Annotated in this window: 11 protein-coding genes; 6 read left to right on the top strand and 5 right to left on the bottom strand. The window is 61.9% G+C overall.

The window, feature by feature from the left end; genetic code table 11:
- Window positions 1-18: 18 nt before the first annotated feature.
- Window positions 19-1,020 (bottom strand): ABC transporter substrate-binding protein, encoded by a 1,002-nt coding sequence (locus M1E16_RS12685; RefSeq protein ID WP_458130130.1) that lies wholly within the window; start codon window positions 1,018-1,020, stop codon window positions 19-21.
- A 209-nt stretch (window positions 1,021-1,229) separates the two neighbouring features.
- Between M1E16_RS12685 and M1E16_RS12680 the strand changes: the two genes are divergently transcribed.
- On the top strand, window positions 1,230-2,249 hold the full coding sequence (locus tag M1E16_RS12680; RefSeq protein ID WP_458130129.1) for a GlxA family transcriptional regulator: 1,020 nt from the start codon (window positions 1,230-1,232) through the stop codon (window positions 2,247-2,249).
- Between the two features lie 20 nt (window positions 2,250-2,269).
- On the opposite strand, the gene M1E16_RS12675 is transcribed toward M1E16_RS12680, so the two are convergent.
- Entirely contained in the window at window positions 2,270-3,211 is a 942-nt protein-coding gene (locus tag M1E16_RS12675; RefSeq protein WP_458130128.1) for a LysR family transcriptional regulator, read from the bottom strand.
- Window positions 3,212-3,613: 402 nt separating this feature from the next.
- Here M1E16_RS12675 and M1E16_RS12670 point away from each other — a divergent pair, with 402 nt between their 5' ends.
- The 5 genes from M1E16_RS12670 to M1E16_RS12650 all read left to right on the top strand — a co-directional run bounded on the left by M1E16_RS12670 (window position 3,614) and on the right by M1E16_RS12650 (window position 9,842).
- Entirely contained in the window at window positions 3,614-4,684 is a 1,071-nt protein-coding gene (locus M1E16_RS12670; RefSeq protein ID WP_458130127.1) for a sensor histidine kinase, read from the top strand.
- A 19-nt stretch (window positions 4,685-4,703) separates the two neighbouring features.
- Window positions 4,704-5,354 carry a response regulator transcription factor gene (locus M1E16_RS12665; protein WP_370870915.1) on the top strand — a complete coding sequence of 217 codons (651 nt, stop codon included), beginning with the start codon at window positions 4,704-4,706 and terminating at the stop codon, window positions 5,352-5,354.
- 100 nt (window positions 5,355-5,454) lie between these two features.
- On the top strand, window positions 5,455-5,829 hold the full coding sequence (locus M1E16_RS12660; RefSeq protein ID WP_458130126.1) for a response regulator transcription factor: 375 nt from the start codon (window positions 5,455-5,457) through the stop codon (window positions 5,827-5,829).
- Window positions 5,830-7,513: 1,684 nt separating this feature from the next.
- Entirely contained in the window at window positions 7,514-8,716 is a 1,203-nt protein-coding gene (locus M1E16_RS12655) for an NAD(P)/FAD-dependent oxidoreductase (protein WP_458130125.1), read from the top strand.
- Window positions 8,717-8,930: 214 nt separating this feature from the next.
- Window positions 8,931-9,842 (top strand): LysR family transcriptional regulator, encoded by a 912-nt coding sequence (locus M1E16_RS12650; RefSeq protein WP_434568588.1) that lies wholly within the window; start codon window positions 8,931-8,933, stop codon window positions 9,840-9,842.
- Between the two features lie 170 nt (window positions 9,843-10,012).
- Here the strand turns inward: M1E16_RS12650 and M1E16_RS12645 are convergent, their stop codons facing one another.
- The 3 genes from M1E16_RS12645 to M1E16_RS12635 are packed head-to-tail and all read right to left on the bottom strand — an operon-like array spanning window position 10,013 to window position 13,932.
- Entirely contained in the window at window positions 10,013-11,053 is a 1,041-nt protein-coding gene (locus tag M1E16_RS12645) for an ABC transporter substrate-binding protein (protein WP_458130124.1), read from the bottom strand.
- A gap of 51 nt (window positions 11,054-11,104) precedes the next feature.
- Window positions 11,105-12,487: an aspartate aminotransferase family protein gene (locus M1E16_RS12640; protein WP_458130123.1), complete on the bottom strand. Its 1,383-nt coding sequence runs from the start codon at window positions 12,485-12,487 to the stop codon at window positions 11,105-11,107.
- On the bottom strand, window positions 12,484-13,932 hold the full coding sequence (locus M1E16_RS12635) for an APC family permease (RefSeq protein ID WP_458130122.1): 1,449 nt from the start codon (window positions 13,930-13,932) through the stop codon (window positions 12,484-12,486). The genes M1E16_RS12640 and M1E16_RS12635 overlap by 4 nt, the downstream gene beginning before the upstream one ends.
- Window positions 13,933-13,936: the final 4 nt, after the last annotated feature.

Raw genomic sequence — 13,936 nt, 5'->3', positions numbered from 1 at the left:
TGTGCCGAAAACGGCTAGTCAGCTGCCTGCGCCGCCGTGGGCTTCTTCAAAGAAGTAGTCCTTCCAGCTGTCGGCCTTGTTCTTCAATACACCCAGCTCATGCAGTTTGTCGGCGTAGATATAGGTGCGTTGCGGGACCACGGTGAAATCGATTTCCGGGTCGCTGACGATCTTCTCCACCAGGGGCAATGGCAGCTTGGATTGCTCTACCCGGATATACGTCTGGGCGGCGGCAGGTTTGTCGGCCTTGATGATGTTCTGGGCTTCGACCAGCGCGGCGTAGAACGCCTTGTAGGTCTTCGGGTTTTCGTCGTGGAATTTCTGCGTGGTGTAGAGCACGTTGAACGTGGCCGGCCCGCCGAGCACCTCATAGGAGCTGAGGACTTTGTGCACGTTGGGGTTCTGCAACGCCTGGTACTGGAACGGCGGGCTGGAAAAGTGCGAATTGATTTCCGACTTGCCCGCGATCAACGCGGCCGTGGCGTCCGGGTGCGGGAGGCTGACCGAGATGTCGTCGAATTTCTTGTAGTGCTCATCGCCGAACACCTTGGCCGTCTCGATCTGCAATGTGCGCGACTGGAAGCCGACACCCGCCGCCGGGACCGCGATCCGGTCCTTGTCGGTGAAGTCCTTGAGCGTCTTGATCCCGGGGTTGTTGGTCAACAGGTAGTTGGGCATCGAGCCCAGCGAAGCAATGGCCTTGACGTTCTGCTTGCCCCGGGTCCGATCCCAGATCGTCAGCATCGGCGGCACCCCGGCCGACACCACGTCGAGGGCGCCGGTGAGCAACGCTTCGTTCATGGCGGTGGCGCCGGAGATGCTGTTCCAGTCCACCTTGATATCCAGGCCCTGGGCCTTGCCATGTTTCTCGATGAGCTGCTGGTCACGCACGACGTCCAGGATCAGATAACCAATGCCGAATTGCTGGGCGATGCTGATCTTGCCTTCGGCATGAGCCAGCGGCCCGATCAGCAGGCTCGCCGCCAGGGAAAGAAAAAGTACGGGACGCTTGAACGCCATGGCCGTGGCCTCTTATGGATAAATTCAGGCGCCGACTTTAAAGCTATAAAAAATAAAATTTAAATACCTGTATCGCATAACGATAGCACCTGAAGATTCAACGCGGCCGACTTGACATTGTCCGGGCGGAGGATTAATCACCCAGGGACACCGAGGCGCAGCCGCTGCCCCCTCCGAACCTGCCCATTCTTGAAACGAGCCGCGCGACCATGAACGAGATGACCTGTGACATCCGCATTGCCGCCGAGTCCGTATCCCAACCGCGCGCGCTGGTGTTCCTCGCCTATCCGCAGATGGGCCTGCTCGACCTGACCGGCGCCCAGACGGTGTTCTGGGCGGCCACCAAAGCCATGGCCGAACGTGGCCTGCCCGGCTACCGGATGCACACCGCCAGCCTTGAAGGCGGCCTGATGCAGACCGCCGAAGGGCTGGTCGTGCAAACCTGCGCCCTGGGTGAGTTCGACAACGCCGTCATCGACACGCTGATCGTGCCTGGCGCGCCGAACATCCGTCAGGCGATGATCGACTGCGTCGAGCTGGTGGACTGGCTGCGCGCGGCCTCGACCAAGGCCCGCCGCACCGCTTCGGTGTGCAGCGGGACCTTCCTCATGGCCCAGGCCGGCTTGCTCGACGGCCGCCGCGCCGCCACGCATTGGGCCATGTGCGAAATGCTCAAGAGTGGCTTCCCCTTGATCGAAGTGGACCTCGACGCGATTTTTATCCAGCAGGACAGCGTCTGGACCTCGGCGGGCGTCAGCGCCGGCATCGACATGGCCCTGGCCTTGGTGGAAGCCGATTGTGGTCGCGATGTCGCGCTGCAAGTGGCCCGGGAACTGGTGGTGTTTCTCAAGCGCCCCGGTGGGCAGGCGCAGTTCAGCCAGTTGCTGCTGGCACAGACCCAGGACAGCGCCGGGTTCGATGAACTGCACGCCTGGCTCGCCGAGCACCTGGATGAGGCCGACCTGAGCATCGAGCGCCTGGCCCGGCAAGCGCGCATGAGCCCGCGCAACTTCGCCCGGGTCTACAAGCGCCAGACCGGACGCACCCCGGCCAAGGCCGTCGAGATGTTCCGGCTCGAAGCGGCCAGACGACTGCTGGAGGACTCCGAGCGCAACATCGATCAGATTGCCCGTTCGTGCGGCTTCGGCGACGAAGAACGGATGCGCTACACCTTTCAACGCCACCTCTCGATTTCGCCACGGGACTATCGCAACCGGTTCTCCCGCTGAGCTTGAACCGCGCTGTCGCGTCAGGCTACGCGCCTGGCTTGAGCCTGTGCTTCGGCCTGCTCGCCGATGAACGCACAGCAGCGTGAACGGAGCCAGCGTTCTCCCGGGTCATTATGGGAAGTGCCTCGCCAGACCATCGACAGCTCGCGCTCGGGCAACCGGATGGGCGCCGGTTCCGCGCGCAAGCCGGTCGTTTGGGCCATTGCCCGAGCGACGTAGTCGGGCACGATGGCGATCATCTCGCTGCGCGCCAACAACACCGGCAAGGCGCTGAATTGCGGCACGCTCAGGACCACACGCCGTTGCCGCTCCATCTGGCTCAGGGCCCGATCGGAATCATCGATGACATGTCCCATGGATGAAACCACCGCATGCGGGCGGCGGCAAAACTCATCCAATGTCAGCTCGCCCGGACGCGAATCGGCGCGCAGCAACATCGGCCGGATCGGACGCAGCGCCTTGCGCCGGGCATTGGCCGGAAGCTCCAGGGTATGGCTGATACCGATGGTAATTTCGCCGCTCGCAAGCAGTTGGCACATCTGCCATTGATCGGCCCGGCGCACCACCAGAGTCGTGCCCGGCGCCTCGATACGCAGTCGGTGCAGCAGGTCTGGCAGCAGCGCGTATTCGACGTCATCGGACAGGCCGATGTGGAACGTCGCGTCGCTGGTAGCGGGATCGAACGCCTGGCAGCGGCTCAAGGCAGCCGCGATGCCATCCAGCGCCGGTGACAGGTTGGAAAAGATTTCCTGCGCCCGGGAGGTCGGCTCCATCACCCGGCCCGCGCGGATGAACAAGGGGTCGTCGAACATCAGGCGCAACCGCGCCAGGGCGGCGCTGACGGTCGGTTGGCCAAGAAACAGCTTCTCGCTGACACGGGTGACATTTCGCTCATGCATCATGGTTTCGAAGACAACCAGCAGATTGATGTCAGCACGACGCAGGTCATTTCTGTTCATCATGGTAGCCATTCCAGGCGCAGGGCCAATGAGGCGGGAAAGAAACGTCGTGCCTGGGCCGCTTTGCGCGGCTCGACAGCGACGGCGTGCCTGGAAGGTTATGCCACGGCCCATCCGGCGTCTGTCGTACGGGAGGACGCTGCGTTGATGCTTTGGGTCCACCGATTGATACCTGGGTATACAGGACGAGTGCCAGGGTTTGGCAGGATTTCAGGGTTTTATGTCCTACCCCGAGGCGAGGGGCAGCTTTTAAGATTCAAGACGATGCCCTCGTGTCCACCGCCACCCGGGACCGGACCGACAAGACAAAAGAAAGGTTGCAGCGTGCCCACACCCGCCATGATGTTCAAAAGCATCTACGACAGCCTTCGGTATCAGCCGTCCCCGAAGGCGTCGAGCCCCTCAATGGGCATCAGCCCTCACCCGCTGGTCAACGCCCTGGGCTGGGCGGTCGGTCTGGTCGTGGCCTGCGGGATTGTCATCATCAATTCCGAAACCCATTCCGACCTGGCGCCGACGCTGCTGTACATCACCTTGCTGCTGATGGCGGCCAACCTGTTTTCAATCAACCTGGTGATCACCGTTGCGCTGCTGTGCATGTTCCTGCTGACGGCGATGTTCCTGTACAACGGCGGTTACCAACGCTGGGAATCGACCACCGGGTTCTTCCGTTGCCTGACGGCCCTGTCAGCCATCGCGTTTCTCGCACTGCGCAGCAAGCATGCCTCGGACCGCCTGCGGCATAACCAGGCCTACCTGATCGAAGCCCAGGCGCAGTTGGCCCATGCCACGCGGCTGACGTCCCTGGGAGAAATGGCCGCCTCCATCGCCCATGAAGTGAACCAGCCGTTGACGGCCATTACCAGCAGCGGCGAAGCCTGTCGCCGCTGGCTGGATCGTCCGGTGCCCGACCTCAAGGAGGCCCTCGACTCGCTGGACCGGATCGTCGCCAACGCGTGCCGCGCCAGTGAAGTCATCAATCGGACCCGGGCGATGGCGCGCAAATGCGACCCTCTGCGCCGGCCCGAGCGACTGGACGAAATCGTCAGCGAAACACTGGATCTGGTGCGCCACCAGCTGGCTCAGCACCAAGTCAGCCTGAAGGTAGACCTGACGGCGGCAAGCCTGGTCGACGCCGATCGGGTCCAGCTGCAGCAAGTGATCATCAACCTGGTCTCCAACGCTTGCCACGCCATGGAAACGCTCCCGGTGCGCGACCGAATCCTTTATGTGCGCACCTGGACGCACGCGCACGCCGTGCTGCTGGCGGTGACGGACCGGGGAATCGGCATCACGGCCGAGACACTGTCCTCATTGTTCAACCCGTTTTTTACCACCAGGGAAAACGGCCTTGGCATAGGCCTGTCGATCTGTCGCTCGATCATCGATTTCCATGACGGCAGGATCTGGGCTACCAGCGAGGCAGGCCAAGGCACCTCGTTCACCTTTTCGTTGCCGCTGTTAGCCAAAGCCTGACCTGTTGCGGACCCCTGCCATGAACCCAAGCCACGCCATGCCCCCTGCCCTCGCCCATGAACCGATTGTCTACGTGGTCGACGACGACGCATCGTTACGCGAAGCCCTTCGCAGTCTGCTGCGTTCCATTGGCCTGTTGGTCGAACTGTTCGACTCGGTGACAGACTTCATGGGCCATCCACGTCCCGACGCGCCCAGTTGCCTGTTGCTCGATGTGCGCCTTCGCGGCACCAGCGGGCTGGACTTCCAACAGCAGTTGGCGAATGCCGGAATTCATCTGCCGATCGTATTCATGACCGGGTATGGCGACATTGCCATGACCGTGCGGGCCATGAAGGCCGGTGCGGTGGATTTCCTGACCAAGCCGTTTCGCGAACAGGACCTGATCGATGCGGTGTCCGCCGCCCATCAGCGCGACCGACTGCGCCGCGAAGCCGAGCGTGGCCAGCAGGCGCTTCAGGACCGTTACGCCACGTTGACCGCCCGGGAGCGCCAGGTGATGGCACTGGCAGCGTCGGGCCTGATGAACAAGCAGATCGCCGGGCAAATAGGCCTGAGCGAGATCACCGTCAAGATCCACCGAGGCCAGGCCATGCGCAAGATGGCTGCGCGTTCGTTTGCCGACCTGGTGCGCATGGCCCAGGCCCTGGAACCGGGCCGCGATCGTTGAAAGTTCATACCCACGTATACTATGCGCGGATTTTGGACAGCGTATCTTGCAGCGATAGGGGCGCTTTAATAGCGACCTGATATTACTGCCAGGTTTCGAAATGTCCGACACTGCACTTATTGCTGTTATCGATGACGATGAATCGGTTCGAGTTGCATTGGATGGTTTGCTGCGCTCTCACGGGTATCGCGTCAGGACTTATGCCAGTGCCGTCGCCTTCCTGTCTTCAGCCGGGTTTGAAAACACCGCGTGCGTGCTGTCGGACATACAGATGCCGGGCATGACGGGCATTCAATTGTGCGATGAGCTCTATGCCCGAGGGATCGACATTCCGCTTGTTTTCATCACGGGCCTGCCTGTTGTGCCCGCGCTGGCCATACCGGGGGGTTGCGGTCCCGTGGCGGTTTTCCCCAAGCCGTTCAGGTGTGGGGAGTTGGTTGCTTGCATCGAGTCGATTTTTGAACGGTCGGTTTAGATTGGTGTGTATATCCCGCGATGGCGGTGGATCAGCCAATGGAGATGTTGAATGGGCTGGCCTCTTCGCGAGCAAGCTCGCTCCCACAGGGGTTCTCTGTATGCCATGAATCAGCGTTTGCCGAAAATCCAATGTGGGAGCGAGCTTGCTCGCGATGGCGGTGGGTCAGCCAATCGAGATGTTGAATGAGCTGGCCTCTTCGCGAGCAGGCTCGCTCCCACAGGGTTCTCTGTATGCCATGAATCAGCGCCTGTCGAAAATCCAGTGTGGGAGCGAGCCTGCTCGCGAAGGCGGTGGGTCAGCCAATGGAGATGTTGAATGAGCTGGCCTCTTCGCGAGCAGGCTCGCTCCCACAGGGGTTCTCTGTATGCCGTGAAAATCAGCGCCTGTCGAAAATCCAGTGTGGGAGCGAGCTTGCTCGCGAAGGCGGTGGGTCAGCCAATGAAGATGTTGGATGGGCTGGCCTCTTCGCGAGCAAGCTCGCTCCCACAGGGGTTCTCTGTATGCCATGAATCAGCGTTTGCCGAAAATCTAATGTGGGAGCGAGCCTGCTCGCGAATGCGATGGGTCAGCCAATGGAGATGTTGAATGGGCTGGCCTCTTCGCGAGCAGGCTCGCTCCCACAGGGGGTCTCTGTATGCCGTGAAAATCAGCGCCTGTCGAAAATCCAGTGTGGGAGCGAGCCTGCTCGCGAAGGCGGTGGGTCAGCCAATGGAGATGTTGAATGGGCTGGCCTCTTCGCGAGCAGGCTCGCTCCCACAGGGGTTCTCTGTATGCCGTGAAAATCAGCGCCTGTCGAAAATCCAGTGTGGGAGCGAGCTTGCTCGCGATGGCGGTGGGTCAATGGAGATGTTGAATGAGCTGGCCTCTTCGCGAGCAGGCTCGCTCCCACAGTGACTCAATGTGGAATATGAAATTTGTGTTTGCCAAAAATCCAATGTGGGAGCGAGCCTGCTCGCGATGGCGGTGGGTCAGCCAATGAAGATGTTGGATGGGCTGGCCTCTTCGCGAGCAAGCTCGCTCCCACAGGGGTTCTCTGTATGCCGTGAAAATCAGCGCCTGTCGAAAATCCAATGTGGGAGCGAGCCTGCTCGCGAAGGCGATGGGTCAGTTGCACAACTGCCAGCATGTGCCCCGCTCTTGCTCTTGCTCTTGCTCTGCTTTTGACTTTGATCTTAGCGCCCCATCAACCACGCTGGCCGAACGCAGGCATTGCGCAGTGGGTAACCCGGCATGGATGCCGGGTTAGCCGCGCTGGGCCATGGATGGCCCTTCGCGGCGGCCCACGGAGCAATGCCGGAGTGAGGGCATGCCGAGCCTAGGCGAGGCACCGAGTGGTGGGGCAAAGCGCTTTTGCTTACTTTTGGCGCTCTTCCAAAAGTGAGCCGCCGTAAGGGCGGAACCCTAAGTGGCCGTGACCGCAGCAACGGATATGCACGCAGCACCCAAGACCCGAGCAACCTTTAATACCTCCGTATACCCCCCTCACACCCACGCATACCCCAACTGACCCTATGTAGAAGTGCCGAACCCAAAGCCCCCCCCTACCATCTCCCACAGCGAACCGAAGCTGAATGCCCGATGATTTCAACCATCAGGCCCCACACCTTCGGGTACCTCGCAACACGGTCACGCTGAAACCTCAACAATTCAACGTATCGATTTTCGTCTTCGGGAGCTCATCATGAAACAGCACATCTTGATTGTCGGCGCCGGTTTCGGCGGCGTATGGAGCGCACTCAGCGCCGCCCGCCTGCTCGACCAGCATGATCGCAACGACGTACAGATCAGCGTCCTGGCCCCCCAGGCGGAACTGCGTATCCGCCCGCGGTTCTACGAGCCGAACGTCCATACCATGATGGCGCCGTTGGGCGCGCTGTTCGATGCGGTCGGCGTCAACTTCGTCCAGGGCGTGGCCGAGAACATCGATGTCAGCCGCAAGCAGATCAGCTACCGCGACGTGTCCGGCAGCCTCGCGACGCTGGGCTACGACCGACTGGTACTGGCCGCGGGCAGCAAGCTGGTTCGCCCTGACCTGCAAGGCATGCTTGAACACGCATTCGATGTCGATGAGATCGAACAGGCAACACGCCTCGAAGCCCACCTCAATTCGCTCGGGAACCTGCCGGACAGTCCCGCACGCAATACCGTCGTCGTCGCAGGCGGTGGTTTCACCGGCATCGAAACCGCCACCGAAATGCCCGCCCGTCTGCGCGCCGTCCTCGGCAGCGACGCCGATGTCCGTGTGATCGTGGTCGACCGCGGGCCGAAAATCGGTGCGGCACTGGGTGAGGGAATCAGCCCTTCGATCATCGAAGCGTCCGAGCACCTGGGCATCGAGTGGATCCTCAATGCCTCGGTCGAATCGGTGGATGCCGACGGTGTCACCCTCTCGGATGGCCAGCGCATCGAGTCCAGCACCGTTATCTGGACCGTAGGCTTTCGCGCGAGCCCTCTCACCGAACAGGTGCCCGCAACCCGCGACCGCCAGGGCCGGCTGCATGTCGACGGGCACTTGAAGGTGCTCGGGCAGAACGATATCTACGCCAGCGGCGACGTGGCCTATGCCGCCACCGACAACTTGGGCAACTACGCGGTCATGTCCTGCCAGCATGCCATCGCCCTGGGTCGTTATGCGGGCAACAACGTTGCCGCCGACCTGCTCGGCGTCGCGCCGATGACCTACAGCCAGCCCAAGTACGTGACGTGCCTGGACCTGGGCGCCTGGGGCGCGGTGTACACCGAAGGTTGGGACCGCCAGCTCAAATTGGTTGGCGAGGAAGCCAAGGAGCTCAAGACCCAGATCAACTCGGTGTGGATCTACCCGCCCGCCGCCGATCGGGCAACCGCCCTGGCCGCAGCCGATCCATCGATTCCCGTAGCCTGATTCCTCTCGCCTGATTCACGCGCCCGGCCCGGCCAGTCCTTCTGCGCCGGTCTTTCCCAGACGCCTGCCAAGTTTGTTTCGGCGGGCGTTTTTTCTACCCGCGCGGCAAGCCAGCCTGGATATCGCCACTGCCCAGCAAAATCCGTTGCAACGTCCATCGCCCTGCATGAGCGACACACGGTAAGGTAGGCAAAAATCCGGATCGAGGTGTGTTGTGGCGTCCTACTCCCTGCGTCAGTTGAAGTACTTCGTGACCACCGTGGAATGCGGCAGCGTCGCCGAAGCCTCGCGCAAGCTGTACATCGCCCAGCCATCGATTGCCACGGCGGTAAAAGGCCTGGAGGACAGTTTCGGCGTGCAATTGCTGATCCGCCATCACGCCCAGGGCGTCTCACTGACGCCCGCCGGTGCGCGTTTCTATCGCAAGGCCCAGGAACTACTGCGCATGGCCCGGGAGTTCGAACAGAACGCGCTGGCGGACAACGATGTGGTCAGCGGGCAGATCGACATCGGCTGCTTCGAGACCGTCGCCCCGCTCTACTTGCCACGGCTGATCGCCGGGTTCCGAGAGCGTTTTCCCGGGGTGGAAATCCGCGTACAGGATGGCGAACAGCAGGAGCTGGTCCAGGGCCTGACGGGGGGACGTTTCGACCTGGCGATTTTTTATGAGCACGATCTCGACAGCACCATCGAAACCGAAGCGCTCACCGCGCCGCAGCGGCCCTATGCGTTGCTGCCGGAGGGGCATCGCTTCGCCGATCAGGGCCAGGTGTCATTGCGGGACCTGGCGCTCGAACCGATGATCCTGTTGGACGTGCAGCCCAGCCGGACCTATTTCGTGAGTATCTTCGAAGAACTGGGCCTGACGCCGAACATTGTCTTCAGTTCGCCCTCCATCGAGATGGTGCGCGGCATGGTCGGTCAGGGATTCGGCTTCGCCGTGCTGGTTACGCGGCCGCAATCGAGCTGCACCTACGACGGGCAGCGAGTGGTGTGCGTCAACATCGCCGAGGACGTGACAGGTTCAGCGCTGGTGGCCGGCTGGCTCAAGCGCGCGCACTTGACCAAGCCGGCGCAGCTGTTCGTGGATTATTGCAAGGAGCAGTTCGGCGAGTGGCTGGCGTAGCCCACCCTTGCGTGGCGAGGGAGCTTGCTCCCGCTGGGCTGCGCAGCAGCCCCAAAAAAGCCTGACAGGGTCCACCTGTTACACCACAGGCTCAAACAAAGGGGCTGCTGCGCACCCCAGCGGGAGCAAGCTCCCTCGCCACAAGAGCGGTTCGCCAGGGGTGTCAGTGCCTAGCGAGCCGCCCAGGCATTGAAGCGCTGCTCAAGCTCTTCACCATGGTCCACCCAGAACTCGGCATCCACCGCTCGCGCTTGCGCCAGGTTGGCCTCGGCGGTGGGCAGTTGCTCGCGTATTTCGGCGGGCAGCAAGGCCAGCGTCTGGCGATGCACCGGTCCGTAGGGAATGTTTTCCGAGAAGACTTTCTGCGTCTGCGGCTGGCTGGCAAAGGCAATGAATTTCTCGGCCAGGGCCTTGTTCGGCGTACCTTTGACCACCGCCCAGTACTCTGGGTCATACAGGCTTTGCGGCCAGACGATGCTCAGTTTCATGCCTTCCTTCTGTGCCGAGGCGATGCGTCCGTTGTAGGCGGCGCTCATGGCAACGTCCCCGGCCACCAGCCATTGCGCCGGCTGCGCACCCGCCTCCCACCACTGGATGTTCGGCTTGATCTGGTCGAGCTTGGCGAAAGCACGTGTCACCCCTTCCGGCGTGTTCAGCACCTTGTACAGGTCCGCGGCCTTGACGCCATCCGCCAGCAAGGCGATTTCCAGGGTGTACTTGGCACCCTTGCGCAATCCGCGTTTACCCGGGTACTCGCTCACGTTCCAGAAATCCGCCCAGGATTGGGGCGCCTTGGCGAGTTTGCCCTGGTCGTAGGCCAGGACCATCGACCAGACATACGTCGCCACGCCGCATTCAGTAAGCGCACCCGGAACAAAATCCGCAGCTTTTCCGATCGCCGCCGGGTCGAGTTTTTCGAACAGACCTTCCTCACAACCGCGCAGCAGCTCGGGACTTTCCACCTCGACCACATCCCAACTGGTGTGCCCGGCCGCGACCATGGCCTTGATCTTCGACAGCTCGCCGTTATATTCGCCGGCGACGATGTTTCCTGCACCGCTGGCGTTGAAGGGTTGGAAGTAGGCCTTGTCCTGGGCCAACTTGGTGGCGCCGCCGAATGAGATCACGGTCAGGCTTGGTGACGCGGCCAGGACGCTGCTGCTCAGCAACGCCAGGGCACACGCAATGTTGCAACGCAAGGATATGGACATGAAGCGGTTCCTCGAAAATGCCGGCTCGCCCGCACGAGCCGGCGACGGGGCTCAGAGGCGACCGTAAGCGCGGGCGGTGCGGTCTACAGCAATACGGGTCTTGTCGACCAGTTCATTGATGTCGGCATGGCTGGCCACCAGCGCCGGCGCCATGATCATCCGGCCCAGGGTGGAGCGGATGATCAGGCCTTCCTCGAAACCGAAGGTGCGACATTGCCAGGCCATTTCGTTTTCATTGGCGAAGCGCTTGCGGCTGGCCTTGTCTTCGGCCAGTTGCAGGGCGGCGACCAGGCCGGCGCCCTGGATCTCGCCAATCAGCGGATGGCCATCGAAGATTTCCCGCAAACAACGCTGCAAGTACGGGCCGGTGTCTTCCTTGACCTGGGCAACGATGCCTTCGTCGCGCAGGGCCTTGAGGTTGGCTATCGCCACCGCCGCCGCCACCGGGTGCCCGGAATAGGTCAAGCCGTGGGCAAACACCCCGCCCTGCTCGACCAGCACCTCGGCCATGCGTCTGGACAGGATCAGGCCGCCCATGGGGATGTAGCCGCTGGTGAGGCCCTTGGCGATGGACAAGGTGTCGGGCTGGAAGCCGAAGTATTCATGGGCAAACCATTCGCCGGTTCGACCGAAGCCGCCGATCACCTCGTCGGCGCACAACAGCACATCGTATTGACGACAGATGCGCTGGATTTCCGGCCAGTAGCTTTCTGGCGGAAAGATCATCCCGCCGGCGCCCTGGAACGGTTCGGCCACGAACGCCGCGACATTTTCGGCGCCCAGCTCAAGGATTTTTTCTTCCAGCTGCCGGGCCGCGCGCAGGCCGAATTCGGCGGGCGTCAGGTTACCTTCATGAGCGAACCAGTAAGGCTCATCGATATGCGCCACATCCGGAATCACCCCGCCCATTTCGTGCATGAATTTCATGCCGCCCAGGGCCGAGGCGCCCAGGGTCGAACCGTGATAGCCATTCCAGCGACCGATCATGATTTTTTTCTGCGACTTGCCAAGAATCTGCCAGTAACGGCGCACGGTCCGAATCAGCACCTCGTTGGCCTCGGAGCCGGAGTTGGTGTAGATGGCGTGGCTGTAGTGATCCGGCAGCAGGCTGAACAGCAACTCGGACAGTTCCACCACCGCCGGATGGGTGGTGTGGAAGAACATGTTGTAGTACGGCAATTGCTCCAACTGACGGCTGGCCGCGGTCGCCAGGTCCTTGCGGCCGTACCCGAGGTTGGTGCACCAAAGGCCCGACATGCCGTCCAGGTAACGCTTGCCGTCGTTGTCCCAAAGCGCCAGGCCTTCACCGCGGACGATCACCCGAGGCCCTTCGGCATTGAGGGCTTTCTGGTCGAGAAACGCGTGAATGTGGTGCGCCGCATCCAGCGCCTGATATTCGCGGGTGCTGCGGGTTGGGTTCAGTGGCGCGTTCATTGAAGGTCTCCTTGCTTGTTGATCTTGTCGGTTGCGATGCCTTGGGCAGATGCCAACGGCTCGGGCTTAAACAGTGGTTTGCCCATCACGCACTTGATCCAAACCACCGCGATCAACGAAACGATGCCCAGCACCACGCCGGCGCTGGTAAAGATCGGAATCGTCATCTCGGGGCTGGGAGATACGTGCCAGATGGCGAAGAGCATGCCGGCGATGCCGAACAGCTGGGGCAGCGGGTAAAACGGCGTACGGAACGGCCGATGCGCATCGGGATACCGACGGCGAAGGGCAATCACGTTGATGTGGGTAATGATGTAAGCCAGCAGCCAGGCCAGGGCGGCAGCCAGCAGCAGAAGGTTGATGGCGTCGGGGCTGTCGTGCATCAGCAACAGCGGCAAACCGGTGACCAGCGCCACGAACAGCACCGCGACCCAGGGCGCGCCGCTGCGTTTGCCCTGGCGCTTGAAGACGCCGAACGCCTGGCCGCTACGGGCCATGCCCAGCAACATACGTGGGATGGCGGCAAGTGAACTGTTGAGCGTGCTGCACGTCGCAGTGATGGCGGCGGTCACCAGGAACACCTGTCCAGCCTCGCCGAAAACGGTGGTCGCGAACAGGTAATGTGGCAGCCCGTTACTGGCCAGCTCAGCCTGGGGAACAGTGAGCAGCGCCCCCAGGCAGTACAAGCAAATGACGACGAAGATCACGGTGAGGCCGATCATCATCGAAGCAGGAATGTTGCGCTCCGGACGCCGCGTATCCTCCACCAGCGGACAGACGAACTCCGCCCCGACGAAGCCCCACACCGCCATCGCCGCCAGGGCAATTACCCCGAGGCCCATGGGGTTCCAGCCGGAAGGCGCGACCAGCGTAGACACGCTGCTGGCACCGTCACTTGTCAGGGCGCCGAGCCCCATCACCAACAACATCACGGTCATGACCAGCGCCAGAACGGTCTGCAGCCGCGAGAAAATGTCGATGTTGAACAGGTTGAGCACGGTGAACAGACATAAAACGCCAAGCGCGACACTCAGCGGCGGCATCGAATGCGGGTAGACCTTGTCAATGATGAACTCCATCAGCAGCAGCTCTGCCGACAAAGCAAACATCGCCACCACCACATACCCGGAGAAGGTCGCCAGAATGGCCGGGAACTGGCCGATGGCGACTTCGGTGTAGCTGCTCAGGCTGCCAGCGCGAGGGATCATCAGCGCCAGTTCGGAAAACGAGCAGGCGTAACTCAGGGCCAGCAGCCAGGCCAGGGTCAACGGGATCACAAACCCCAAGCCGGCGATCCCGGCGCCCTGCAACATCAGCACCATGACGCCTTGGGAAACAACCAGGCCCACGGCCACCGCCAGCAGGGCGCTCAGGCCCAGCCGTTTGCGCGGGCCGGTCACGGCGGGAGTAACGGTGTGTAGCGGCACGCTCGAGGAACTGTCCATCGGT

The organism is Pseudomonas sp. Z2-11 (assembly GCF_054161305.1).
The sequence above is the reverse complement of the archived record's forward strand: the minus strand, read 5'-3'. Positions and strand labels throughout refer to the sequence as shown.

What these genes read in the sequence shown, in the direction of transcription:
- M1E16_RS12635 (WP_458130122.1), bottom strand. Translation starts at nt 13,932, where the DNA reads ATGGACAGTTCCTCGAGCGTGCCGCTACACACCGTTACTCCCGCCGTG.
- M1E16_RS12680 (WP_458130129.1), top strand. Translation starts at nt 1,230, where the DNA reads ATGAACGAGATGACCTGTGACATCCGCATTGCCGCCGAGTCCGTATCC.
- M1E16_RS12640 (WP_458130123.1), bottom strand. Translation starts at nt 12,487, where the DNA reads ATGAACGCGCCACTGAACCCAACCCGCAGCACCCGCGAATATCAGGCG.
- M1E16_RS12655 (WP_458130125.1), top strand. Translation starts at nt 7,514, where the DNA reads ATGAAACAGCACATCTTGATTGTCGGCGCCGGTTTCGGCGGCGTATGG.
- M1E16_RS12645 (WP_458130124.1), bottom strand. Translation starts at nt 11,053, where the DNA reads ATGTCCATATCCTTGCGTTGCAACATTGCGTGTGCCCTGGCGTTGCTG.
- M1E16_RS12685 (WP_458130130.1), bottom strand. Translation starts at nt 1,020, where the DNA reads ATGGCGTTCAAGCGTCCCGTACTTTTTCTTTCCCTGGCGGCGAGCCTG.
- M1E16_RS12675 (WP_458130128.1), bottom strand. Translation starts at nt 3,211, where the DNA reads ATGATGAACAGAAATGACCTGCGTCGTGCTGACATCAATCTGCTGGTT.
- M1E16_RS12670 (WP_458130127.1), top strand. Translation starts at nt 3,614, where the DNA reads ATGGGCATCAGCCCTCACCCGCTGGTCAACGCCCTGGGCTGGGCGGTC.
- M1E16_RS12660 (WP_458130126.1), top strand. Translation starts at nt 5,455, where the DNA reads ATGTCCGACACTGCACTTATTGCTGTTATCGATGACGATGAATCGGTT.
- M1E16_RS12665 (WP_370870915.1), top strand. Translation starts at nt 4,704, where the DNA reads ATGAACCCAAGCCACGCCATGCCCCCTGCCCTCGCCCATGAACCGATT.